This is a genomic window from Chitinophaga sp., assembly GCF_017745275.1.
Taxonomy (GTDB): domain Bacteria; phylum Bacteroidota; class Bacteroidia; order Chitinophagales; family Chitinophagaceae; genus Chitinophaga.
The window spans coordinates 208,374-233,020 of sequence record NZ_JAGHZS010000004.1 but is presented as its reverse complement, the minus strand read 5'-3'; the positions used below and the strand labels follow the sequence as shown (position 1 = coordinate 233,020).

At 44.5% G+C, this 24,647-nt stretch carries 23 protein-coding genes; 8 read left to right on the top strand and 15 right to left on the bottom strand.

Annotated features, from left to right (window positions below; all coding sequences use genetic code 11):
• Positions 1–13 precede the first annotated feature (13 nt).
• The 4 genes from J7623_RS13860 (at position 14) to J7623_RS13845 (ending at position 3,791) form a co-directional block, all read left to right on the top strand.
• Entirely contained in the window at positions 14–1,063 is a 1,050-nt protein-coding gene (locus tag J7623_RS13860) for an endo-1,4-beta-xylanase (RefSeq protein WP_291920915.1), read from the top strand.
• A gap of 108 nt (positions 1,064–1,171) precedes the next feature.
• Entirely contained in the window at positions 1,172–2,200 is a 1,029-nt protein-coding gene (locus tag J7623_RS13855; protein WP_291920914.1) for an alpha/beta fold hydrolase, read from the top strand.
• A gap of 296 nt (positions 2,201–2,496) precedes the next feature.
• On the top strand, positions 2,497–3,150 hold the full coding sequence (locus J7623_RS13850; protein WP_291920912.1) for a hypothetical protein: 654 nt from the start codon (positions 2,497–2,499) through the stop codon (positions 3,148–3,150).
• Positions 3,151–3,314: 164 nt separating this feature from the next.
• On the top strand, positions 3,315–3,791 hold the full coding sequence (locus J7623_RS13845; protein WP_291920910.1) for a hypothetical protein: 477 nt from the start codon (positions 3,315–3,317) through the stop codon (positions 3,789–3,791).
• A gap of 182 nt (positions 3,792–3,973) precedes the next feature.
• Here the strand turns inward: J7623_RS13845 and J7623_RS13840 are convergent, their stop codons facing one another.
• The 11 genes from J7623_RS13840 to J7623_RS13790 form a co-directional block, all read right to left on the bottom strand.
• Complete coding sequence (locus tag J7623_RS13840) at positions 3,974–4,177, bottom strand: hypothetical protein (RefSeq protein ID WP_291920908.1); 204 nt, start codon at positions 4,175–4,177, stop codon at positions 3,974–3,976.
• 1 nt (position 4,178) lies between these two features.
• On the bottom strand, positions 4,179–4,448 hold the full coding sequence (locus tag J7623_RS13835) for a hypothetical protein (RefSeq protein ID WP_291920906.1): 270 nt from the start codon (positions 4,446–4,448) through the stop codon (positions 4,179–4,181).
• 128 nt (positions 4,449–4,576) lie between these two features.
• Entirely contained in the window at positions 4,577–5,881 is a 1,305-nt protein-coding gene (locus J7623_RS13830) for an HlyD family efflux transporter periplasmic adaptor subunit (RefSeq protein WP_291920905.1), read from the bottom strand.
• The gene (locus J7623_RS13825) at positions 5,871–8,066 is read right to left on the bottom strand and encodes a peptidase domain-containing ABC transporter (protein ID WP_291920903.1); all 2,196 of its coding nucleotides are present in this window, start codon (positions 8,064–8,066) and stop codon (positions 5,871–5,873) included. Before J7623_RS13825 ends, J7623_RS13830 begins: the two co-directional genes overlap by 11 nt.
• A 1-nt stretch (position 8,067) precedes the next feature.
• Complete coding sequence (gene gwsS / locus J7623_RS13820) at positions 8,068–9,138, bottom strand: grasp-with-spasm system SPASM domain peptide maturase (protein ID WP_291920901.1); 1,071 nt, start codon at positions 9,136–9,138, stop codon at positions 8,068–8,070.
• Positions 9,139–9,140: 2 nt separating this feature from the next.
• Positions 9,141–9,320 carry a hypothetical protein gene (locus J7623_RS13815; protein ID WP_291920900.1) on the bottom strand — a complete coding sequence of 60 codons (180 nt, stop codon included), beginning with the start codon at positions 9,318–9,320 and terminating at the stop codon, positions 9,141–9,143.
• Positions 9,298–10,272, bottom strand: a complete 975-nt coding sequence (gene gwsG / locus J7623_RS13810; RefSeq protein ID WP_291920898.1) for a grasp-with-spasm system ATP-grasp peptide maturase — start codon at positions 10,270–10,272, stop codon at positions 9,298–9,300. The genes J7623_RS13815 and gwsG overlap by 23 nt, the downstream gene beginning before the upstream one ends.
• A gap of 182 nt (positions 10,273–10,454) precedes the next feature.
• Entirely contained in the window at positions 10,455–10,637 is a 183-nt protein-coding gene (locus tag J7623_RS13805; protein WP_291920897.1) for a hypothetical protein, read from the bottom strand.
• A 41-nt stretch (positions 10,638–10,678) separates the two neighbouring features.
• Entirely contained in the window at positions 10,679–10,858 is a 180-nt protein-coding gene (locus J7623_RS13800) for a hypothetical protein (RefSeq protein ID WP_291920895.1), read from the bottom strand.
• A gap of 216 nt (positions 10,859–11,074) precedes the next feature.
• Entirely contained in the window at positions 11,075–11,812 is a 738-nt protein-coding gene (locus tag J7623_RS13795) for a LytTR family DNA-binding domain-containing protein (RefSeq protein WP_291920894.1), read from the bottom strand.
• A gap of 9 nt (positions 11,813–11,821) precedes the next feature.
• A complete protein-coding gene (locus J7623_RS13790) occupies positions 11,822–13,726 on the bottom strand; it encodes a histidine kinase (RefSeq protein ID WP_291920892.1) in 1,905 nt (634 codons plus the stop codon).
• A 246-nt stretch (positions 13,727–13,972) separates the two neighbouring features.
• Here J7623_RS13790 and J7623_RS13785 point away from each other — a divergent pair, with 246 nt between their 5' ends.
• From J7623_RS13785 to J7623_RS13775, 3 genes are all read left to right on the top strand, one after another.
• Positions 13,973–16,444, top strand: coding sequence for a DUF5686 and carboxypeptidase-like regulatory domain-containing protein (locus tag J7623_RS13785; RefSeq protein WP_291920890.1), 2,472 nt, complete (start codon positions 13,973–13,975; stop codon positions 16,442–16,444).
• Between the two features lie 524 nt (positions 16,445–16,968).
• A complete protein-coding gene (locus J7623_RS13780) occupies positions 16,969–19,344 on the top strand; it encodes a TonB-dependent receptor (RefSeq protein WP_291920888.1) in 2,376 nt (791 codons plus the stop codon).
• Positions 19,345–19,347: 3 nt separating this feature from the next.
• Positions 19,348–20,256, top strand: a complete 909-nt coding sequence (locus J7623_RS13775; RefSeq protein ID WP_291920886.1) for a DUF4249 domain-containing protein — start codon at positions 19,348–19,350, stop codon at positions 20,254–20,256.
• Between the two features lie 236 nt (positions 20,257–20,492).
• On the opposite strand, the gene J7623_RS13770 is transcribed toward J7623_RS13775, so the two are convergent.
• On the bottom strand, positions 20,493–20,705 hold the full coding sequence (locus J7623_RS13770; RefSeq protein WP_291920884.1) for a heavy-metal-associated domain-containing protein: 213 nt from the start codon (positions 20,703–20,705) through the stop codon (positions 20,493–20,495).
• 208 nt (positions 20,706–20,913) lie between these two features.
• On the opposite strand from J7623_RS13770, the gene J7623_RS13765 reads away from it, so the two are divergent.
• On the top strand, positions 20,914–22,209 hold the full coding sequence (locus tag J7623_RS13765) for a hypothetical protein (protein WP_291920883.1): 1,296 nt from the start codon (positions 20,914–20,916) through the stop codon (positions 22,207–22,209).
• 103 nt (positions 22,210–22,312) lie between these two features.
• On the opposite strand, the gene J7623_RS13760 is transcribed toward J7623_RS13765, so the two are convergent.
• The 3 genes from J7623_RS13760 to J7623_RS13750 form a co-directional block, all read right to left on the bottom strand.
• Entirely contained in the window at positions 22,313–23,362 is a 1,050-nt protein-coding gene (locus J7623_RS13760; protein WP_291920882.1) for a ferredoxin--NADP reductase, read from the bottom strand.
• Positions 23,363–23,376: 14 nt separating this feature from the next.
• On the bottom strand, positions 23,377–23,967 hold the full coding sequence (locus tag J7623_RS13755; RefSeq protein WP_291920881.1) for an AraC family transcriptional regulator: 591 nt from the start codon (positions 23,965–23,967) through the stop codon (positions 23,377–23,379).
• A 191-nt stretch (positions 23,968–24,158) separates the two neighbouring features.
• Positions 24,159–24,623: a hypothetical protein gene (locus J7623_RS13750; RefSeq protein ID WP_291920880.1), complete on the bottom strand. Its 465-nt coding sequence runs from the start codon at positions 24,621–24,623 to the stop codon at positions 24,159–24,161.
• Between the last annotated feature and the right edge of the window lie 24 nt (positions 24,624–24,647).

Sequence of the window (24,647 nt, the reverse complement as noted above, 5' to 3'; positions counted from 1 at the left end):
AAGCCTGGCCTGTATGGCGTATCGTGCTCATTCTGTTGACAGGGGAGAAGCCCCCGGACTAAAAGATTACTACAAAAATTATTTTCCTATAGGCGTTGCCGTTTCACCCCGTGCACTGCATACAGATGAAGCTGGTCTCGTGATCCGGCAATTTAATAGTATTACCCCGGAGAATGCCATGAAAATGGGGGTTATCCATCCTGAAGAACAGCGATATAACTGGCGGGATGCCGACAGCATAGCGGCGTTCGCCCATAGCAACGGGATGAAGCTGAGGGGGCATACATTGGTTTGGCATAACCAGGCGCCCTGGTGGATTTTTAAAGATGCGAATGGACAACAGGTATCTAAAGAAGTATTGCTGCAGCGCCTGAAAGAACATATTACCACCGTTGTGAAAAGATACAAAGGGAGCGTATATGCGTGGGATGTAGCCAATGAAGTTATCAGTGATCGTAAAGATGAACTGTACCGTAATTCTTTATGGTACCAGATCTGTGGAGAAGAATATATAGAGAAAGCGTTTCAGTGGGCACATGAAGCAGATCCTGACGCACTGTTGTTTTACAACGATTATAACGAGATCAGTGCCGTGAAGCGGGGAAAAATAATTCGTATGCTCAAAGGCCTGATCAGCAAAGGAGTGCCGGTGCATGGCGTAGGATTGCAGGCGCATTGGGCAGTTAATGAACCCTCGGCGGAGCAACTGGATAACACGTTGGCAGACTTTGCAAAGCTGGGGCTGAAAATACAGGTTACTGAGTTGGATGTTTCTGTTTACCGCAAAGAACATGAGATGAGAGGGTGGCAGGCCGGCGATAGTGCTACGGACTTCACTGCTGCAAAAGAGCAGCAACAAATGGAACAATACCGCCGGTGTTTCGATGCTTTCCGCAAGTATCGCGGTGTTATTACTGGTGTAACATTTTGGAATATCTCCGACCGGTATAGCTGGCTCGACAATTTCCCCGTGCGTGGCAGGAAAGACTATCCACTGTTGTTTGATAAAACTTTACAGCCCAAGAAAGCGTTTTGGGAAGTTGTTAAATTTGAAGGGAGATAAAAAAATTATTACTGGTGGTTTCAATGCGTATTAATAATACACCCGTAAATTTTTATCTTACCTGTCTCTATTTGTAATATCATGATGAAAAGCAAACTTATTTTTACTATGGCTGTCCTCTTATCGCTATCTGCTTCTATCGGGTGGGCGCAAAAAAGAGAAATTGCTAAAGGCACCGTTCAGCGGATAAAAGTTCACAGCCAATTACTGGAAGGTAACCTTAGTGGTGATAGTGCCGACCGTTACATTTCCATTTATTTGCCTGCCAGCTATCAATCGGGCAGCAAACGCTATCCGGTAGTTTTCTTCCTGCACGGCTATACGGATAATGATGCAAAGGTATATGGACTGCAACCACATTGGATGACGCTGCCTCCTATGCTGGATACTGCATTTGCTAAAGATCCTGCGCATGAAATGATCGTTGTTACCCCTGATGCATACACGCTTTTCCAGGGTAGTATGTATTCTAATTCTGCTACAACGGGCAATTGGGAAGACTTTATTGCCAGGGAGCTGGTAAGTTATATGGATCAACACTACCGTACGTTATCACAGAAAGAAAGCAGGGGGATCTGTGGTCACTCCATGGGTGGTTATGGTGCACTCAGGATCGGTGAAAAAAATCCTGACGTGTTTTCATCTGTGTATCTGTTGAGCCCCTGTTGTCTGAATTCTTCCGCTGATCCGGTAACTGAAATGATGCCGCAGTTGCTTCGTGCAGAGGGTATTAAAACAATTGATGCCTTCAATAAAACAGATTTCTTTACCAAGGCGCTTTTTGCATCCGCTGCGGCCTGGTCGCCCAACCCGGAAAATCCTCCGTTCTACCTGGATCTTCCCATAAAGGACGGGAACTTACAACCGGACATATTACATAAGTGGGACGCCAACCGGCCATTGAATAATTTAGATCAGTATATCTATAACATCAGGAAGTTAAAGGCTATCGCTTTTGATGCAGGAAATAAAGATAAAAGCATCGCTGAGAGTATAGAAAAGTTGAATGGCGAGCTGAAAAAATACGGTGTTGCACATACGTTTGAAATTTATGATGGCGATCATATCAATCGGGTAGCAAAACGAATGGAGGAGAAAATGCTCCGGTTCTTTTCGGAAAATTTATCGTTTAAATAAGGGAGGAGATTCGTTCAACGTTTCGCACCCATAAACACAGGAAGAGGCTGTATCATAAATAAATGATACAGCCTCTTCTCTTTTATTTAGCAATTTCTGAAAGTGTATCTGTTCAAAAGATCGTGCGTCTTGAGAGGGGCCGCATTGTGTTGAACGGGCATCAGATTCCCATCGGGAGAAATTTTAAAGAGGACCTGGAGAAAGTACTTCATGCCCGGTAAAGCGTTGTACTTCAAAATAGCATGAAAAGAAGTGTAACTTTTCGTTATATTTAGTTCATAATCCCCGTTGTCTCTATGCACCAGGTAAACATCCTCACACATATTGTTGCAGGTGCTACCGCCCTGTTGTTGGGGTTAACAGCTATTCTTACCAGGAAGGGGGGCAAATGGCATACCTGGAGTGGCCGCTGGTTTCTTGTATTACTGACCATTGTAATTATTACCGGCCTGATTGGGGTGTTGGTATTTGGGAGAAATACTTTCTTACTTGTTATCACAATGTTGAGTGCATATGTTGCCTTTTCCGGTTACCGGGTGTTGAAAGCAAAGTCTAATCAGTTTAAAATGCTGGATGCAGGCGTTGCAGTGGTTACTTTAATGACGGCTTCCTATTTTATTTATTATTTCAGATCTATAGGCATGATCTGGTCGCCGGTGATTATTTATAGTACAGTTGGGTATTTGCTGATGGTTATATCCTACGATTTTATCCGTTATTTCATTCCTGCCCACAGGTATGGGAATTTATGGCTGTATGAGCATATTCTTAAAATGATGAGTGCTTTTAGTGGCATATTGTCTGCTTTTACCGGGACTGTTTTTCCGCAATATCAGCCATACAGCCAGTTCCTTCCTTCTGTGTTAGGTACTTTGGTAGCGATAGGATTTATGGTTTACTGCTATTATAAAAGGACGGCGCAATCAGTTAGGCCGCAGCTCCCGGCATAGAGGATACATTAGGTATGAGAGGCACTGTATTCGTTAAACTGCTTATCCAGGTAGAGGTTGATGCCAGGGCGGTCAGTTAATGAACCAGGACATCCATAAAACTGTTATTGAGAAATTCAGAAATAGAAGTTTTATCATTTTATTGACCTTTAGATCTTTTTCCCATGAGTATTTTAGGCATTGTACACACCATTATCGCCATTATTGCTTTATTATTTGCCATAGCAGCATTGATACAGGAGGGTATTATCAACCCTTTTTCCAACACAGGCAAAATATATAGTATACTGACGGCCATCGCCAGTGTCACTTCCTTTGGGCTTTCCAAGGCAGGTGGCTTTAACCCCGGACATGGCATCGGGATACTGATACTGATTTTGCTCGGAGTTGCCTATTTGCTGGGGCGCCAGGCATCCAGGAAAAGGAGTTTGTTGCTGATACAGGTGTTTTGTATGACGCTTACGCTGTTCCTTTCCCTGATACCAGCTATAAACGAAACGTTATTACGCGTGCCGGTAGGACACCCGCTGTCCGATGGCCCTACCTCTCCAATTGTGCAGAGCTGCATTAAGGTTTTACTTGGGTTACTTGTGGTAGGACTGGTGTTGCAGTTTTTTAAAGTGAGGCAGCCAGCGAAGTAAGCGGAAGAAACTATCAAAAAAAGAGACCATCTCATAACTACCTGATGGGCCTGAGAATCGTGTAAACGAAAAATCTCTCCATCAGGTACCCGGATAAAAACGGGCAAAAGTTATTTATGAGATAGCCTCTTTTTTTTGTTCTTGTATGTTATGGGGCTAAGGCGTATTCATCTTCCCAAACATCAGCCTATGAAAGGCAAAATTTCATTATAAGGTTGGTGAGTGATAATACCATAGAAAGACAACAGGAATAGAATGAATACCACCAATAATACGAGTGGCTTATATCTGAATACCATTCCTTTCTTTACAGTATACCGGTAGTATAGTAGGGTAGCAACCAGGTATACACCCGTAAATAATAGTATGATATAATTAACAGCCATATTACACGGGTTCGTTCGCCGTCTTTTTGATAATCATTTTACCGGAAACATACAGTCCTATAAGTATTACCAGGATACCCGTACCGATCTGCGTTAAATATTGTGCCACCCAGGCCACTAAAATGGCTACAATATGGATTTTGCCATTAGCGTCTGGCCGAAACATGTTACCGTTAAAAATATAAACGGCAAAGCAAACGAAAACGAATAGCCATACAGCGGCATAAACATAATCCAGTGGTTTGCTACTGAAGGTGAATTTTTTGTTCATGATAAATATAGGTTTAAAACGCAGTGGCAATAATAGTGATATTTACTGTATGATTACCCGCGAAATTGATATTCGCGGACAATGAATCTATATTCGCCGGGAAGCCGGCTTTTTTCGACGGTCGTTTATTAATACTGATACCCCAGTAATTTCCGCATCTGGTAAAATACCCGTTCAATTAATCTTAAATCCTGCGTCACTATTTCTGCAGATCCCCGCAGTTCCCGGTCGAATGGTAATTGTTTATGGAAAGAAGTCTGTAATCCCTTTGGCAGCAGGATATACACGTAATAGTTACCATCTTTATCCGGTGCACTCGCCATATTTCTAACGGTGCCTTCTACCATTCCATATTCCTGGAAAGGGTAGTTATCCAGCTTTACCAGCACTTTCTGCCCGGCTTTTACCTTTCCCGAATTCACGGAAGGTACCTGCAAACGTCCCATCAGCAGATCTTTCTCCCTGGGCATAATAGAAAACAACACGTCTCCTGGCTTCACGAATTGGTTTTTTCCGAGGAATTGCTGGAAGCTCACGGTGCCGTCAATGGACGACTGCAACAGGTAGTTTTGTTCCCAGGCATTGAGGGATTTCCGTAATTGCTCATACAGCTGACCTGCCTGCGCATTGAAGTTGATATTGTCCTTTTGTGCGCTGATAGCCGCGCCACTGCGCATTTTGATGATGCCACTAATACTTTCCTGCAATTGTGAAACCGTAATGTTAAGGCTCTCTACATTTTGTTGTGCCTGTAATAACTTCATTCGCGCCTGGTCCATTTCCGCTGCGGAAACTACTTTTTCCTTGAACAACTCCTGGTAGCGGTCGAATTCTTTTTGTGATAATTCCAGCTTGGCCAGCTCCAGCCGCTTTTGCTGCTGTAAGGTTTGTATCCTGCTTTTAGAGGTAGCCAGGCTCTGTTCTGCAGCCACATAGTCGGGGGAGTAGGGCTGGAGGCGTTCGTTGAGTTGCGCATCTGTTAATGCTTTGGCAAAAGCGTTGTAATCAGCCTGGATTTCCCCGAGTTTAAAGCCGGCTGTTTCGTGTATAGGAAAATGTTCGAGGTGATTACTTTCGATGGTATCTATGATGGCCCGCAGCCGGCGCACATCTTTGTAATCGGCGGTAGACTGCAGTACCATTAACACCTGTTGTTTGGTGACGACCTGCTGATCCTGTACAAAAATCTCTTCTACTTTGGAACTCACCCTTACTTCCGGTTTTTCCGGTGGGTTTTGGGAAGATATGATCACCGTAGAGGGAACGAATACCGGGTACTTAATGAGATAGCTCATCACAAGGATCAGCAACAGGAGGATGAATATAACGGTGTTGCCCCAACGTATCATCCAGTGGGGGGGCTGCGACATAATATCCTGCACCCCTTCAGAGCGAAGTGCAATGGTATCCAGGATGTCTTTTTTAGTTTCCAAGCTCCAACTGATTTTTAACTAACCGATAATATTCTTTTTTCAACGACACCAATTCTTCATGCGTCCCTTCTTCAACTACTTTCCCTTTATCCAGTACAATGATTTTATCTGCATGTTTTACGGTCGACAAGCGATGCGCAATTACAATGGCGGTTTTGCCTTTGAAAAACTGTTCCAGGTTTTGCATGATCACTTTCTCGTTATTGGCGTCCAGGGCGCTGGTAGCCTCATCAAACAGGATGTATTCCGGTGATTTATATACCGCGCGGGCAATGAACAGTCGTTGTTTCTGACCACCACTTACACCCAGTCCTTCATTCCCGATCTGCGTGTTATAGCTCAGCGGCAGCCCTTCTATAAACTCTTTGATATTGGCAATTTCCACTGCCCGCCGGAGCTTTTGTTTATCGATGTTATCTTCTCCAACGGCTATATTTCCGGCGATACTGTCATTAAACACATATCCTTCCTGCATCACTACCCCGCAGTGTTCCCGCCAGTAACGGGGAGAAATATTCTTCAGTGGTACATTTCCTATTTTTATATCTCCTTCTCCCGGCTCATAAAATTTCATCAGCAGCTTCAGTAAAGTAGTTTTACCGCTTCCGCTGGCGCCTACAATAGCGGTGGTTTTCTGGTAGGGGATACGCAGGCTCAGGTGCTCAAAAACAGGCGTGGTAGCGCCGGTATACCGAAACGACAGGTTATTGATCTCGATGTCCTGTTGGGGAATTTCTTTCACGGATATTTCCTGCACAGGCTCTTCGTCGTCTTTATCATGTATCTCTCCCAAACGTTCCATGGCTATCCGGGCATCCTGCATATGCCGGATAAAATCTATCAGTTGCAGTAACGGACCATTCAGTTGACCAATGATGTATTGAACGGAAAGCATCATCCCAAGCGTGAGTTTACCATCCAATACCAGTTTGGCGGCGAGAAAACTTACGAGGATATCTTTCATCTGGTTGATGAAATTACCACCCACTGATTGCCACTGTTCCAATGACAGGGAACGGATCTGGATCTTGAATAATCTTACCTGCATAAACTCCCAGCCCCAGCGCTTTTGCTTCTCCGCATTATGCATCTTGATTTCCTGCATCCCATTGATCAGCTCAATCACTTTACTTTGTTCCTGGGTAGTTTGGGAAAATTTTTTGTAGTCCAGTTCCCGGCGTTTCTTCAGAAAAAAGGAAATCCACGTCACTACCAGGATGGCGCCCACCAGGAAAATGAGGAACAACCGGTAATCATAGAAAAGCAAAACAATGCTGAATATCACCAGGTTGAAAAGCGAGAATAAGGTACTCAGCGAAGAGCTGGTCAGCAGTTGCTCAATCCGGTTATGATCCCCGATGCGCTGCATGATGTCGCCGGTCATCCGGGTATCAAAAAAGCTGATAGGTAGTTTCATCAGCTTGATAAAGAAGTCGGATACAATAGAAATATTAATGCGTGTGGAGAGATGTAATAATATCCAGCCCCTGATCACTTCAATCCCCATTCTGCCGGCAAACAGCATTACCTGCGCCAATAGAATCAGGTAGATAAAGTTGACATCATGATTCTGAATACCTACATCCACTACGCTTTGGGTCAGAAACGGGAGGATCAGCGATAACACACTGCCGGCTGCCAAACCAATGGCCAACTGTATCATCAGCTTTTTGTACCGGTATAAATATTTGGATAAGAATGCAAAGCTTTTCCTGGCCGGCTTCTCACTAAATTCATTTTCATAAAAAGCGGGAGTTGGTTCCAGCGCCAGCACAATCCCTTCTTCTTCCTGTTCCTGTTTGCCTGTTCCCATCCAGCCGGCAACGAATTCTGCTTTACTATACGTTAGTAAGCCAAAGGCCGGATCTGAAACGTAAACAGTATCTCCTTTGATCTGGTATACGACCACAAAATGCTGATGTCCCCAGTAAGCAATACAGGGTAGGGGAACATCTTCCACCAACGTATTAAAATCTATTTTTACGGCGAGAGATTTCAAACCCAGTGCCTCCGCCGCATTGGAGAGTCCCATCAGGGAACTGCCTTCCCGGGTGGTTTCTGCCAGGTCACGGATAGTGGGCAGATCTATCAGTTTGCCATAATGCTTACTGATAATCTTGATGCAGGTGGGCCCGCAATCCTTGCCATCCGGCTGTTTATAAAATGGGAATGATTTTAATTTCATACTACTTTACCAATGATCTCAGGCCATAATGATCTATAGCCGCCTGTTTCAGGGGATTGTTTGTCCACTCGTCCCATTCATTTGTATAAGGGTTGTATCCACATTTGAGCGGCTTGGAGTATATATCTTCCGGTGTTTCGAGGTAGGCCCTGCAGTCGGTGCATACATGCCTGAATTCGCAATCCCGGCAGGTGTTGATGTCGTCTTTCCGGATATTCCAGTATTTGCGAAAGGCAGGGTCCTGCAATACAGCTGATAATACTACTTCGTTCATGTGCCCGAAATGCTGAGGCAGAGAAGGACAGTTACGGATATAACCGTTTTGGTCAATCGATAATTTCCGATTTAAGCAGGTATTATGATGCTGACTTTCGGAGAATAACTCTATGTTCGACTGGAAGTACATAGTGTTGATTTCGCCGCAAGCCAGGCAGGAATCCACCTGTTTTGCCAGGAAAACAACCGTGACAGACTCCTCAAAGATCCGTTCTACTTTTTGCACAGGGGCGCCATGGAACCATATCGCTTTCAGGCGCGGATATTTTCTTACCACCGCATCCAGCGCATTAAGACTGATGCTGCTATCATATGGCAGCATCAGTTTAATGACGCCCAATGTGGTATCATTGAACATTTCCAATAGCGGAAGGAGATGATCTATCGACACAGGCTGATAAGATCTGATTTCAAGTGACTGCACATTCAGGTCAAATAAATCAGCCATGAATTGATTCCTGTAATTTAATTGCTCATTGTATTCCAGGATGACATTTGTAACGGGTGTAGGGCTATCCCAATGAAAGTCAACAGGGATCAGTTGTTGCAGCAAATGATCGTCAATAAAACCCATATCTTTCTTTACCACGAAATGGATGTATCCTTCGATGGCTTCTTTATTGTCTTCGCCGAAATGCATAATGCCATCTTCGATGGAATGTTGTTGCAGGTACTGCAATACCTCCATGGTATCATTGGGAATATGATAAAATTTGAGCAACTGCAGATCGCAGAGTAACGACATATTTGCGCCACGCACCAACTGGCAGTTTGTATACAGGTTTAAAAATGCCATCGTCAGAATTTTGAAATGAATTTGTAAAAACCGGGCAGCTCATAAGCGGGTGCATTAATTTTACCCGCTTTCCCAATCTTCGTCAGGTACCGTGGTGGGCGCTCATCTTCTGCATCCAGGTAGTACAATGGCAGTGGTAATATTTCCTTTTCTTTCAGTTTACTGGTGAACTTCTTCTTCATGTGAATATGCCTTTCTTAGTAATTGTGCCATTTTCTTTTCCAGGTGATAGTTGCAGGGGAAAGACACCATTCCAAACTGACCTGCCGGGTTTACTTCCAGGAAATAGTAGCTGCCGTGCCGGTCAACCATTAAATCGATGGAGCCTGTCCCGAAATGCAGCTCCTGCATTACTTTCCGGAGCTTATCTTCCACATCTGCAGGAAGCTGGTAAGGTACTGTTCTGTTAGGCCTTTGCTCATCGTAGTTCCGGAAATCATCTTTTGTTTTTTTATTATTTTGGGAGAAGATAGCCATGCTATAGAAATTACCATCGAGGTAGAATGCCCGGACTTCATATTTCTTTTCTATCTTTTCCTGTACCATGGAAGGGAAGAACTGATCCGGCATCAGTTTCAGGTTTGATGCGCTGATTACTTTCGTCAGCATCTTGAACTTTGTGCGGGATTCATCTTCCACAAAAATGCATTCACTCAGGGGCTTCACAATCAATGCTGTATATTTTTCCAATAGCGCTACCACAGCAGATTTTGTGGTAACTACCTCTGTAAATGGAATTTGTAGTCCATGCTTCCCGGCGAGCATGGATACATGCAATTTATTCAGGTTGTCCTCTATGACAGGATCATTCAGCCATTTGTGCCGGTCGATCGTGTGAAATAACAGGGAATGCAATCCTTTAAATTCATCGATCAAAAATCTTCTCAGGGTATAGCTGGTAGGGGCATGTTCTTTTTTGAGACTGTATTTTGATGGAAATTCAGCCACCCTTCTCCGGTACCAGACAGCAGCAATGGTTTCATTTTGGGGAAGTGCATTCAGTCCGTTCAGTTGAAATAAATCCTCCCCGTTTAATCGAAGGAAAGGGACCTGGTAATAGTCCAGCCACTTGCATACTTTATCTGTGCTGGTTTCCAGGAGAGCATGACTTAAAATCAGAATTTTCCGGTTCATCAATAATCGTATTTTGCTGCCTCACGGATTGATCAAAAAAGATTGGGACAACAATGGATGATACTAACTAATGGATGATGATATTTACTAAGAGGTTAACGAAAGAGACTGTCCACACTACAGGACAGCCTCTTTTAATTTCTACAGTACCAGCTGAAGGTTAACTGGCTAACGCGTTAAGATCATTTAGGATCCTGGCTGTGGTCGCATAAATAAACATCGCCTTTTTGGGTAGCGGTGTGGGTAGTTACTGTACCTTCTCCGGAATCTTCCAGGGAGAATTCAGGTTGCAGGGCCATCAAACCACCTTTAATAGTTTCCAGGGATTCAATTTTTTTCTCGTTTAATTTCTGTAATTTTTTCATGGTTGTTTACGTTTAAATAAGTTAACAAATCAAGTGACTAATTAATTGTTTGGATCCTGTTTAACATCAGTTACCCAATGTCTTCCGTTCCAGGAAGCTTCATTGTAAGTGGTTTTTGTTTGATCGTCCAGAGAGAATTCAGGTTGCAGGGCCATCAAACCACCTTTAATGTTTTCCAGGTTGGCCACTTTTTTTTCATTCAGTTTTTGCAGCTTTTTCATAAATGTTTTTTTAATGTGTGCTACATATCCGTACTGACCTTTGGGGTGCATGTTTCCGTATGCATTTAGAGGTCATCGTATATGGTTAAATAATTACAAGGCTTATTCCCTGTTTGATGATTCAAAAGTAAGGTGGGAAAGGATCACAGGAATAGTTGATCAATATTTGCGGGGAACTAATCATTATTTGCGGTAACAGGGGAAATATCCGTGGAACTAGATGCGTTCCAGGAAATCTGCCACTGTATCCTTTTTACGGTCCGATACCGGGATCTTCGCGCCGGTGGTCATTTCCAGGTATCCGTCTTTGAAATACTTACTAACAAAATGGGCATTGACGAGGAAAGATTGATGGCAGCGCAGGAACATTTCTGCAGGAAGAACAGCTTCGTATTCTTTCAATACTTTGGATACGAGGATGGAGGTACCATCTTTCAGCCAAAACGTGGTATAGCCTTTATCGCTGCTGCAATACACGATATCTTCTATATTGATGACCTGTGTAAAGGTGGTGCTCTTTAATGCAATTCGTTTCGGGCGGGCACTGCGATTATAATGGGCGGCGGCAATCTCCAGTTGGTACTGGTTGAATTTATGTTGCTCTGTTTTCTTAAAGCAACGGTCTACCGTGTCTTTAAACTGTTCGGTATCCAGTGGTTTCAGCAGGTAGCCGCCGGCGCCGAGGTTGAGGGCGTCAATCGCATACTGGTTATAGGCGGTAATGAAAATCACCTGGGAGGCGGATATATCAATGCGGCTGAAAAGGGTAAAGGAGGTATCATCTTTCAATTGTATATCTGCCAGGATTAATTCCGGCTTTAATAACGGAATTTCTTTTTCCGCTTTGGCGATATCCGCAGCGTATCCTACCAGTTGCAGGTAGGGGATTTCCGCTACCAGTGCGATAATATGTTTCTGAATATTTATTTCGTCTTCGAGTATATAAACAGTCATTGGTTGCTATTAAGCGGTTATAAGCGGAATGGTGACAATTACAACAAATCCTTTACCGGATGGTTTGGTGTTGTACGAAAACCCGGATCGCTGTTGCTCTTTATTAAAAAGTAAATCCAGTCGTTCCTGTATAATAATCTGAGATAATGATTTCTTTTCTTTCTGCTGGCCGGTTTGACCTTTATTTCCCACACCGTTATCATCTATGGTAATAACCAGCTGCTCTTGTTCCTGCCGGAAAGTAATCTGCAGGAATCCTTTGTAGTCAATGGTTTTGAATCCATGTTCAATAGCATTTTCCACGAAGGGTTGTATCAGCATCGGCGGAATTAATATATCGGAAACGTCTATATCATCCGCATCTATGCTATAGTCAAACATGCCGGTAAAGCGCATCTGTTGCAGCCGGATGTAGTTGTCCAGTGCGCCGATTTCTTCTTCCACCGAGATAAAATCCTCCCGGTTCAGCTCCAGGATATTCCGCATCAGTCTTGAAAAAGAAACCAGGTAGGCGTTTGCTTCCTGCTTTCTGTCGCTGCTGATCAATCCCTGCAGGTTGGCCACTGCATTGTAAATAAAATGCGGGTCCAATTGCATTTGCCGGGTTTTTTGCTCCAGCAGCAGGCGTTTGTTATCGATCTGCAGTTTTTCATTTTTCTCCCGGAGCAGGCGTTGCCGGTAGATGTTATAAACGAAAAATGCGGCGAGTACCAGTAAGGTACAAATGACGATGAATATCCAGCGTTGTTGGGAGATGATTTTCCTGTTTAAGATATTTGTTGTTCTCAATCCCGCGATGGCCTGGTCCTTTTTCTCTGTCTGGTAGCGGGTATGCAGCTCTTCTATTTTGGAAGCCTCAATAGAATCATTATTTCTGGCAAAAGTTTCGAAAGATTGATGGAATGCGGCAAGGGCATTCTTATAATCGCCTTTTTTCCGGTAAGCTTCTGTTAACCCCTCATAGGCAGAAAAAAGATTGGCCGGCTGACCCTTTTTAGCCGCCCAGTCAATACAGGCGTTATAGTAATAAATGGCAGAATCCAGCTGGTTATTCCTGACGAAGCTGGTAGCAAGATTATTGAAAACAATGGTATTCAGCCGATCATGCGCCTTCATATAATTGAAATACACCTTCTCACAGTCTATGGATTTGGCCAGTTCCCCGGTGCGGGAGTGTATCTGTGCTTCATAGTCATAAGTCCGAACTAATGCCATGCTGTCTGCAATCTGGATGGCCAGCCGGCGGGCGCTATCCTGGTAACGCTGCATGCCATTGAGGTCGTTTATCCTGGCTGCCAGCAGGAAGCAAATATCAAAATATCGCTGTCGTATGATTGGATGCGCTTTAAAAGGGTTGTTATTGTAATACAACCGGGTATACGTAGCCGATTGGGCAATATTCCCATTGGCGTAATAAGACCGTGCCAGCAGGTCGTACAGGCGATACAGGAATATGCTGTTACTTTTTTCCGCCTTTTTGATAGCCTCCAGTATCTGTTCTGCCCGTTCCGCTTTGGTAATATTGCTGGCGTCTGTAGTAAGATTCAGTATGGAAAAAGCCTGTAATACCAGCAGTTGGGAATCTTTAACGCCTGGCTCCATCCGCCTGTAGTAATGCACGGCGCTGTCAGGTTGTTTGTTCAGTTCCTGCTGATAGCCCCTGAAATAGTAATACCAGGGATCTTCGTCCTTATTTTTTCCCTTCTCCAGGGCGGCCAGTATGGTTTTGACGGTATCTTTCAAAATCTGTTTCCCGAGGGTGTCCTGGGAAAGGATCAAAGGAATGAAAGCAGTGTCGGGTGCATTGGTAACAGGCCTTATGCTTTTCTCCGCTTGTCCGGCGGGCTGTTTACAGCCTGTATACAGGCCACACAGCATAAGGAAGGCAACAATGGCAATACATGGTCGGTACACATTTATCATACTAAAATACAGACATGGTTGGTAATGGAAGTACAGTCACAAAACATCGATCACTATAGCAAGGGACAAATATAGAAATATTTTTCACATTACTTTCAGTATCAGCCCTTTTGCAGGGGGATAGTTACATTTTTTTGCGTATAAATGGGGGGAGATGGAGAACAACGCGTCTTAAAGATATCTACAACTGTTTATCTGATGCCGCAAACCTTTATCTGTACTTGCAAGGGCTGGGTCGTGTTTTGTTGTTTGCTATTATCGGCTAAACAAACCTGGGCGCAACAAGCTGCCACCACCCATGGGAAGGTGGTGAACAAATTCACAGAGGAGCCATTGCCATTTGCCACCGTGTACTGGAAAGCCGCTGGCTATGGTGTAATGACCGATAGCGTGGGATATTTTCAGCTTACCAGGAGTTCCCGGAAAAATGACACCCTGGTAGTGCGTTATGTAGGATATGAAGTGAAAGCGCTGCCGGCAGACGCTACGCAGGCATCGCCGTTGGTGATATCATTGGAAGCGGCAGTGAAAATCGGCGTTGAGGTGAAAGCCAAAATGGACAAAGGCCTGGTATGGTGGCGGCAGATAGTGGCGCATAGAGAAAAAAACTCTCCTGCGCATTACCAAAGTTATTATGCAGAACTCTATAATAAACTGGAGATAGATCTCTCTAACATCAGCCGTCAACGCTGGGAGAAGTCGAGGTTGATGAAGCCATATACCTTTGTTACGCAGCAGATAGATACTATCTCGGAGCAGCGGCCTTTCCTGCCGGTATTCCTCAGCGAATCCGTTTCTGATTATTATACAGCCGGCACGCCTCCCACTACCAGGGAAGAGATCCGGGCACTGAATAACAGCGGTATAAAAAACGAGTCTGTAATGCAGTACCTGGGCGGCATTCACCAGAAAATCAATAGCTACCAGAATACCCTGCCGATCTTCGGTCGTGAGTTTATCAGTCCCCTTGGCAGTACCGGCGACCGTTATTACCACTACAAAGGATTGGATACTGTTTACCAGCATGGCGAACCCTATTATCATCTTGCCTTTACGCCCCGGCGGGAAGGCGAAAACCTGTTTGCCGGCGATTGCTGGATACAGGCCTCCACCTGGGCAATACAGAAAATCAGTTTGTCTGTGGTGGGTGCGGTAGATATCAACTTTGTAAAACGACTGGATATCATCCAGGAATTTTCGCAATATAAGGAGCAGGAATGGGTGGTGGCAAAAGACCGTTTTATTGTGGAGCTGGCGCCATTGGGAAAAGACAGGACCACTTTTATTGGCCGTAAAACCACCTTGTATAACCATATTGCTATCAACCAGGATTTCATCAGGGAAAAGGTGAATGCCAACCGCAGAAAAGAAGAAGTGGTGATCCCCGACAGCGCCGTGGCATCCGGTAAAGGATACCTGGAAAGTCACCGCCCGGAGACATTAACGCGCAACGAAGTACATGCTATAACGTTAGTGGATACACTAAAATCAATGCCCTCCTTTAAGCAGTTGAGCAATACCGTTACCTTTCTTTTCGACGGGCATATCAAACTGGGGAAAGTGGAAATTGGTCCCTGGTATAAATGGGTAAGCCGTAACCGGGTGGAGGGACCAAGGCTGCGTTTTGACCTGGGAACCACGGCAGAGTTCAGCCGCAACTGGCGTTTAAATGGTTACCTCGCGTACGGGATGAAGGATGAATCACTGAAGGGCAGTATGGCAGTAAGCTATATTTCACCTGGCGACAATGGCTGGCAGGTGATGGCTTTTTACAAAGATGACCTGGATAATAATCAGCGCGGATTTAACGGGGAACAGGTATCGCTGGATAATATCTTTGGTCAGCTGGTCCGCCGCCGTGGTATACCGCAGAAGTTTATCCGGGAGGCAGATGCCAGTCTGTCGGTGATTAAGCAGTTCCCGCAGCAGTTGTCGCTACAGGGAACCATTGCCCGCAGTTGCTATACCACCTTTGATCCGCTTCCTTCGCACAAGCTTTTCCTGCCGGAAGAAAGAGGAAAAGTGGTGAATACGGAGCTGCAGTTCAAGCTACGGTTCGCACCGGGAGAAAAGGAGCTACGTACCTTCCGTAAGTTAAGGCGTGTGCGCAGCAACCTGCCTGTCTCAGAATTAGCCTATGCTTTTGCACCCACCGGTATGTTCGGTGGCAAATATCAATATCAGAAAGTAAGCTTCAGCGTGCGACAACAATTTCCCTTGCCTGGCTGGGGACGGGTGAGTTACATGGTATATGGCGGCCGGATTTTTACAGGCCAGTTACCTTTTATGCTGCTGCAAATGCACCCGGGAAATGAAACCTATTACTACAATAAAGAAGCTTTCAGCCTGATGAGGAAATATGAATTTTTCAGTGACCGTTATGCAGGTATCAACATTGAGCACAACTTCAACGGGAAATTGTTGCACCTGTTGCCATTTATGCGCAGCACCGGTGTACGGCAGTTCTGGAATGTGAAGTCGGTTATCGGGGATTTGTCGTACAAAAACCGGGTATATAATCACATGGAATTTGGTAGTTATGGTATGCGCTCTCTTAAAGGGAATGTATACACGGAAATAGGCACCGGCTTCGATAATATTTTCCGCTTTTTCCGGGTGGATGCCGTGTGGCGTATTTATCCGCAGCAAACAGCGTTATCGTATAATAACAGCTTTGGATTGTTTGGGAGTTTCCGGTTGCAGTTTTAATACAGGCAGTAACGATACAACGTTGTTTTTATTATGCGCATGAGGCATTTTTTTTCTGATAAATCATAAAGGAAAATTAATTCCAACCTCCACCATTCTGGCGTAATTATTGTTGAAATCCGTAGCGTGAAAATATCTGGGAGCGCCATTATTATAAAACCATATCGGGAATCATTATAAAACCATATCGAAACAATATTAAACCATATCAAACATCAATTACCAGGCGTACCGGATTTTAAGTGTAACAATAGTTACCTCTATTGATTGTCCTATTTTCTATCGCCTTAACCATTCGCATGAATGATCCATTACACGATGCCTGCCAGGCGGCGGTAGCGGTGTTGTGGTGTTATCTGCAGACGGACCGATCATTCTTTTGTATCGTTATTTTCCCCAATTGGCAACAGATTAAATGAACCTACAACAAGTTTACAGGATGTAATTGCGAAATGAACATCATGAAAAACCTAAATGGCTCTCTAAAAATGAGCTTTCTGTAAAACCAGCATAACATTCTAAAAATGGTAAACAGGCGAAAAACCATTCGAATCAGACAGTGGAACTTTTTATTTTTATTATTTGGGGGACTGAACACTTACGGGCAGTCAACATTACTCAAAGTAAGCGTTACCAACCAGCAGCAGCAGGGGATTAACGCCAGCGTTGCAGCAGGCTCAGTAACAGCAGTTACAGATGCAACAGGCACAGCATTGTTGCGTCTTGCACCGGGCCGGTACCAGGTGGCTGTTAGTGCCATCGGTTATACAGGCAGCAGCCAGGGCATTGTACTGAATAGCGATACAACGATCGCTTTTGTACTATCAAAGAGTACACATCAGCTCAGGTCCGTTACTATTGAGTCGGACCGGATATTGCAACTGGGCCGGATGAGTTCACATCTCCTGAACATGGACCAGATCAAAAAAATGCCCAGGCTGTTTGGAGAAATTGATCCCCTGAAATCCATCACCTTGCTGCCAGGCATCAAGAACGCCGGCGATGCCGGTGGCATCTATGTTCGCGGCGGCGGTCCGGACGAAAACCTGGTATTAATGGACGGTATCACCGTGTATAATCCTACTCACCTGCTGGGGGCATTCAGCATCTTCAATGGCGACGCCGTTAAAAGTATATCCGTTATTAAAGGTGGTATGCCGGCTGAATACGGAGGACGATTGAGTAGTGTCATCTCCGTTGCCTCCAGGGAGGGAAACAAAGATTCGCTTAAATTGAATGGCAGCATAGGGCTGATCTCTTCCCGCCTTACAGTAGAAGGCCCGGTATCAAAAGGAAAATCTTCTTTTATCATCAGCGCCCGTCGTACTTATATTGATCAGATTGCGCGATGGGTAGCGCCGGAATCAATCCATGAAAACGGTTATTATTTCTATGATGTGAATGCGAAGTTGAATTTTGAATTGAATAAAGCCAACAGCATTTCCGTGAATTTTTATACGGGCAAAGACAAATTCAATTACGATAAAGTACAATCGAACGACCGGCACCGTAATTTTAAAGCCGACTGGGGAAATACGCTGGCAGGTATTACCTGGAAATCGCAGGTCAGCAAACGAATTCAGCAGGAATTATCGCTGTCTCACAATTCCTTTGATCTCGGCAGTCGTATTACCTATATTACCGATGGCGTATTGTTTTCCTCCGGCCTGTTGGACTACCAGGTCAGGAACGACTGGATGTATATTCCCGCTGATCGTCTTAAATTAAAGGCCGGCTGGCAGGGCACGTGGCACCAGTTCAAGCCCGGCGCAGGCAATATCAGTGCAGGGGAGCAGGCATTTGTATCGAAAATTAATAAGCAATATGGCAGGGAAGCAGCTGCTTATCTCAGTGCAGATTGGGATGTCAGCCAGAAGTTTAACATCCTGGCAGGAGTACGGGCCAGCTATTTCGACCAGGTAGGGCCGAAGAACGAGGTAGTATATGGGAAAGATGGAGTCCCTACCGGCCAGACCATCAAATACGGCAAAGGTGCTGTGATCGCCAGGTATATGTACCCGGAACCACGTTTAGCAATGCGATACCTGTTCGACCCCGAAACAAGCGTCAAGCTTTCGTATACCCGTACGGTGCAGTACCTGCATCTGGCCACCACCAGCGCTGCTACGTTTCCGAGTGATCTGTGGATTCCTGTTAGCCGCCTGATAAAGCCGGGTATTGCAGACCAGGTAGCAGCGGGCTTTTATAAAAATCTCTCCGGGGGATATGAAGTCAGTGCGGAAGCGTATTACAAGGAAATGAGCAACGAACTTGAATTTATGCCCGGCGCCCAGCTGCTCCTTAATCAGAACCTGGAAGGAGAGATGATCTTCGGTACCGGAAAAGCCTATGGACTGGAATTATTTTTTAAAAAGAAAACAGGGCCATTCACCGGCTGGATAGGCTATACGCTTAGTCGCGCAGAACGCACTTTCCCTGCATTGAATGGCGGCAAACCATTTCCGTATAGGTATGACCGTACCCACGATCTCAACATCACCGCCAATTATGAGCTGTCGAAAAAGTGGCTGTTTACCGGTCTGTTTGTATTCAGCACCGGTAATGCACTCACCATGCCTAATGGTCGCTTTGGTTATAACCTGGGATATAATTTCAGGAATGATGTACCGGTATTCACCAATATCGACCGCTATGGTAAGGTCAACGACTACCGTATGCCAGCGTATCATCGCCTCGACCTCTCTGTTACTTTTACACCTAATCCTGAAAGTACCCGGCGCTTTAAAAGCCACTGGATATTGAGTGTATACAATGTCTACAATCGTAGTAATCCTTACTTTATTTACGTAGATGTTGATGAGAAAAAGCAAACCATACAAGGTAAGCAGGTGATCCTGTTTCCTATTCTGCCAAGTCTTTCCTGGAATTTTAATTTCTGATGTATGAAAAAACCGAGTAACTATATCTTTATCTTACTGGTATTACTTCTTTGTAATGCCTGCGAAAAAAATATCGATCTTCAGCTGGATAAAACGCCTCCCATGCTGGTGGTGGAAGCATATATCAACAATAACCTCCGCTCTTACAATTATGTCATTATCGGCAAAACAGTCAACTTCACCGAGTCGCAGTTTGCCAATACTGCCGTGGAAAAAGCAACGGTCACCATCACAGAAGGAACATACGACAAAGGAAAAGGCTATCAATGGAATACCGCAGGTAAAGTAACCCTGAAGGAAGGTAAGATGCCGGCTATGCATTCCCTGTATGTTCCCGGGTTATATTTTGATCCCAGATTGATTGCAGATTCAGCGAATGCCATCATGGGGAAGCCCGGAAAATCGTATCTGCTGGAAATTGTATCAGAAGGCAAAAAATATACAGCGATTACCACTTTACCCATACCGGTACCCATTGATAGTCTTACCAATACTCCTCCTTTTAAAGATGATTCCGGCAGGGTACGCGCCCGGCTTACCGTACATTACACTGATCCCGATACACTTGGCAATGCACAGATTTACTACTGGTCCAACCGCTATACAAAAAGTACCTTTGGATGGGGCGCCCTTGGGACAGACAGGTATTTACCCAACACAGATGAACTGGTGAACGGGCAATCCATACATATCACGCATTCAGCAGTGATGCCCGTAGGAGATACCGCTACTTATTACCTGGTGAGTATAGAGCGGCCGGTGTATGATTTCTGGGATAGCTTTAATAAGGCCAGGGCTAATAGTGGTCCGTTTTCAACGCCGGTGGTATTAAAGAGTAATATAAAGGGGAGCAATGTGGTGGGATGTTTTAGCGGTTTTAGCGTGAGTAGTATGAAGCATGTGATGAAGTAGGGGAGAAGAGGATTGCTGTATATTAAGCGCCTTGCAGGTAGTTAACTTACAAGCCTTTATTACTATTACGGGAAGTGATAGATAATTATTTCATACAGTATAATGTTTAAAATAGCTTGATAGTATCTCTTACACAATAGTTCGGTAGTTATACAACGAGAACTACCGAACTATTTTTCAGTTGAAATAAACAAAACGGCCACACGAACATTCTCATTTTCGTATGGCCGTTGCATTTATGCCACTGCTTCTGCTCTATATCCTGCCTTTTCAATAGCCTGTTGTATTTCAGCTTTTCCTGCCTTGTCGGTAGCTACTACCAATAACTTATCCGGGCTTTGCAGATCTACTTCCCAGTTATCTGCGCCTGCTATTTTATTTAATACCGGTGTAACTACGGCGATGCAACCTGAACATTTGATGTTTGTTTTAAATTGTAGTGTTTCCATGATTATTTCTTTTTAAATGATTTGCTGTTTGATGATGTAAAATTACTTCTACGTAGGTGCCTGTCTGTTACACTATAAACGGGATGTTTTATATAATTATCCCATTTTGCTTATTTTTGCCCGCCATATCTCGGGAATCGCTGAAAAATCAGGCTCAAAGTGGCCGGGATAGCGTGTATATTATTGTTTGGTAAGAAATAAGGACTTCATGCAAATTTCATTAAAACCTGTATTGCTGTTGCTGTTGCCATTTGCCAGCTTCGCTCAGAAAAGAGTATTACCGGGCCACCCGGACGTTAACACCGCTCGTTTGAAACCTGGAAAATCGTTGTACACGATCTATTATGTAAAGGACAATAACTGGACTAAAAAGGGCACTTTTACCAACGAGCTGACCGTTTCCGGGAATGAACTGACGTTTGTGGCAAACTATGTAGACGAGAAAGATCAATGGTTTAAAAAAAGAACTTCTGTGGCAGATGCCAAAACACTCAGCCCGGTCAGTTATAAGTCGGAAGGAACGAAAGGCTCGCTGTCATTGAACTTTGGGACTACCATTACCGGTAAAGAACGGAAGTCAAAAACGGACAAGGAAAAAACGATATCGCTGAAGCCTGCCGGAAAATTTGTGGACTTTAATGTATCAGAAATTTTCTTCACAGCATTGCCGCTGGATGTAGGGTATAAGGCCATTGTGCCTGAGTTTTATTATATGGATAGCCCGGATAGTGTGTTGTCTGACTATATTATCAAAGATGTGAAAAGTTATGTGCATCGTTCCCCTAAAACCGGCAATCACGACGCCTGGCTGATGAATGTATTGGAACAAAGCTCCGGGGCTGTGTACACTTATATCATCGATAAAAAAGACTACCGGATCTGGCAACGGGAAATGCCTGCCGGTGGCGGTACAATGGAAATTTGTGTAAATGAAGAGTTGGATTACCAGCCTATTGCCAGCAAATTTGATAAAGCAGAGAATTTAAGAAAGACAGAGAACGGGAATAGTGTTATTACAGGCACCGCTTTAGCCAGGGACCATGGAAACAGCCGTTTGCAGGTAGTGAATATGAGTAAAGCGCAATTTCCTCCCCAGGGTACAGCGGTATTCCTTTTGCCTAATTCCGAATATATCGAGGAATGGAAAGCCGTGAATAAAAAAATACGGAAGCGTAACAAGGTGCAGGAAGTGCCTATTGATCCTAACGTGGCCGCCTGTATTAAGAAAACAACCATATATGATAACAAAGGCCACTTCGAATTCACCAACTTAATGCCCGGTGAATATATTTTGTGGACTACTTTCGGGTATACCCATCGCTACTCTTATCAGTATTATGCAGGAACCTCTAACCTGGTGCATCCAAGCGGGGCAGTGCTGTCTTCTACGCCTATATATAACTCCGCCAGTGCTTCATCTGGTGCAACAGCTGAAATAGAGGAAAAGGTAACCATCCGCAAGGATGGTGATAAGGTGAATGTTAGTTTGAAAGATGTACGTTGATTGGTGTTGTCTTTTGCCTGAAATGAAAGCAGGAGGGAAGTGATAGTACATAGTAAATTTGTATACAACGGCCATACGATTGATTTTCGTATGGCCGTTGCATTTACCCTATCTCTACGGTAACATCTGCAGTAAGGGGAAAGCTCTGGCAAAGCAGGATCATGCCTTCGTCGATGTCGGAAGGCCTCAGTGCATAGTTATGGCGCATCTTCACTTTGCCGGCGGTGAGCTTTGCAGTGCAAACGCCGCAGGTGCCGCCTTTACACGAATAAGGGAGTGGTATCAGGTCTTCCAATGCAGCCTCCAGGATAGTTTTGCCGGGGTTTACATCTAACAGGTTGGATTGTTCATAGAAATGAAGGAGTACTTCCTGTGGGGTATCCGGTAATATTTCATCTGGCTTGACAGGTTCAGGAGAAAACCATTCCAGGAAGATATTTTCGGCTGGTACCTGCATAGCTTCCAGCATTTCCTGGTGCATTTTCATCAGCCCGGTGGGGCCGCAAATGAAATAATGTACGTTGGTATGTGGTTCCTCAATGCTTTGTTTAATCAGTTTGCGGGTCACCAGCTTATTCAGTCGCCCTTTCACCAGGTTGGGGAGGGCGGCGTCGCCATGCGCAGAAAGGGCGTGGTGCACCTGGATTCTTTCCGGGTGACTGTTTTGCCAGGAGGCAATATCATGGCTGAAAATAATTTCTTCCGGCGTGCGGTTGGCATAGATCAGCGTCACATGCGTATCGGGAGAGCGTTCTGTCACTGCTCTTGCAATGCTGTACAGTGGTGTGATACCGCTTCCGCCAGCCAGTAATACAATATGTTTGGCGGACCAGGTGGTATCCACCGGTACAAAGGCGCCAAAGGGACCGGTTACCTGCCACTCTTTTATGTCGCTGGCATGGGTCAGGATATAATTGCTCATGATGCCGCCCGGTACAGCTTTTACCGTGATGGCCGGCTGTTGGTCTTTTCCTGGCACAGAACTTAAAGAATAAGACCGGGTAACGGTTTTATCATTGATGATTAAAGTAAGATTGATAAATTGCCCAGGTTGATATATAAAAGGCTGGTCGCCGGTATCAAACCGGATGGTAACCGCGGAGGCAGTTTCCGGGATAATACGCGCCGTGCGCCAGGTTTGTACGTCGTTCATGTGGTAAATTACTTTTAATGGGTATGCTCTTCTGATTGATGAGAAAGGGCTTCCTTCGATTTCCTGATTTCTTTAAAGTAAGAAGTGTTGAGCCCCGTTTGATCTTTAAACTGCCGGGAAAGATGGGCCCCGCTGCTATAACCCAACCGGAAGGCAATATCAGACAGCGTTTCATCGGTATATACGAGGAATTCTTTTACTTTCTCTGTACGGAATGCAATGATATATTTCTCCAGGGTACTGCCTTCCAGTTCAGAAAAAGTATTGCTGATAAAATCATAGTCTTTGTGTAAAGTCCTTGCTGATAGCTGTGAGAACCGGAAGTTTTCCGGGAAATCATAGGAACCGGAATATACTTTCTCCACCAGCGATTTAATATCTCGCACCAATTTGGTTTTCTTATCTTCCAACAACGTGAATCCCAGGGGTTGCAGCTTTTCGCGGACAGCCTCCAGGTCGGGGCCGGACAAGGCAGATACCGTAGTGAATTCTCCAAGTGTAACGCCGGTAACGGGTATTTGCAGTTCCTGCAGTGCATCTTTGACCGTAAGTATGCACCTGTCGCATACCATTCCTTTAATGAATATCTTATAGCTACTGAGCATAATATTGAATTTGGGCCGTGACAAAGCTCCGATATACCGCACAGGGATCGTTATACAATTCAGGAGAAAGTTTATATAATTTGGCCCACGGGCAACTTATAAGTAAGGGAAAGGCTTGATGAGACGGGGCCTGGTTGTATTGTTTATTTATGGTATATATTAGGGCGTTTTGATAAAATCGACGCACCACGTTATTTCCCTAGTGCTTTTAAAACAGATGCCGTATCTCCATACTGGATTAAAATTTCGTATTGATATTTAGTTTCTTCAGCTATGGGCAGGGCTAATACTTCTGCCAGTAAGCCGGTACTGTCTTCTTTTATCATTGCTGCGTTCTTGTACAGGGTGATGTAATGCGCCGTCAGACAATCTGTTACCTCCCTGCCTGTTTCTGATTTACAAATGCACACCAGGTTAGGTAATCCCTCCGGCGAAGGACCACAACAGCCAATCATTCTGTTCTGATCAGGATGATAAGTCAAGTGATGTTTATCCCCAATAAAGATATAATAGTCCCCTTTATCATCAATACCATATTGCCCTTCTGATAGCAATAATTCGCCGTTCATTTTTCCGATGAAATCCAATGCTACCTGCTGATCTAATAAGCCCGAAACGCGGGTGCCACAGTTGTTACAAACAATAAAACGTTTCATTGAACAAAAGTAGCTATTTAGTTT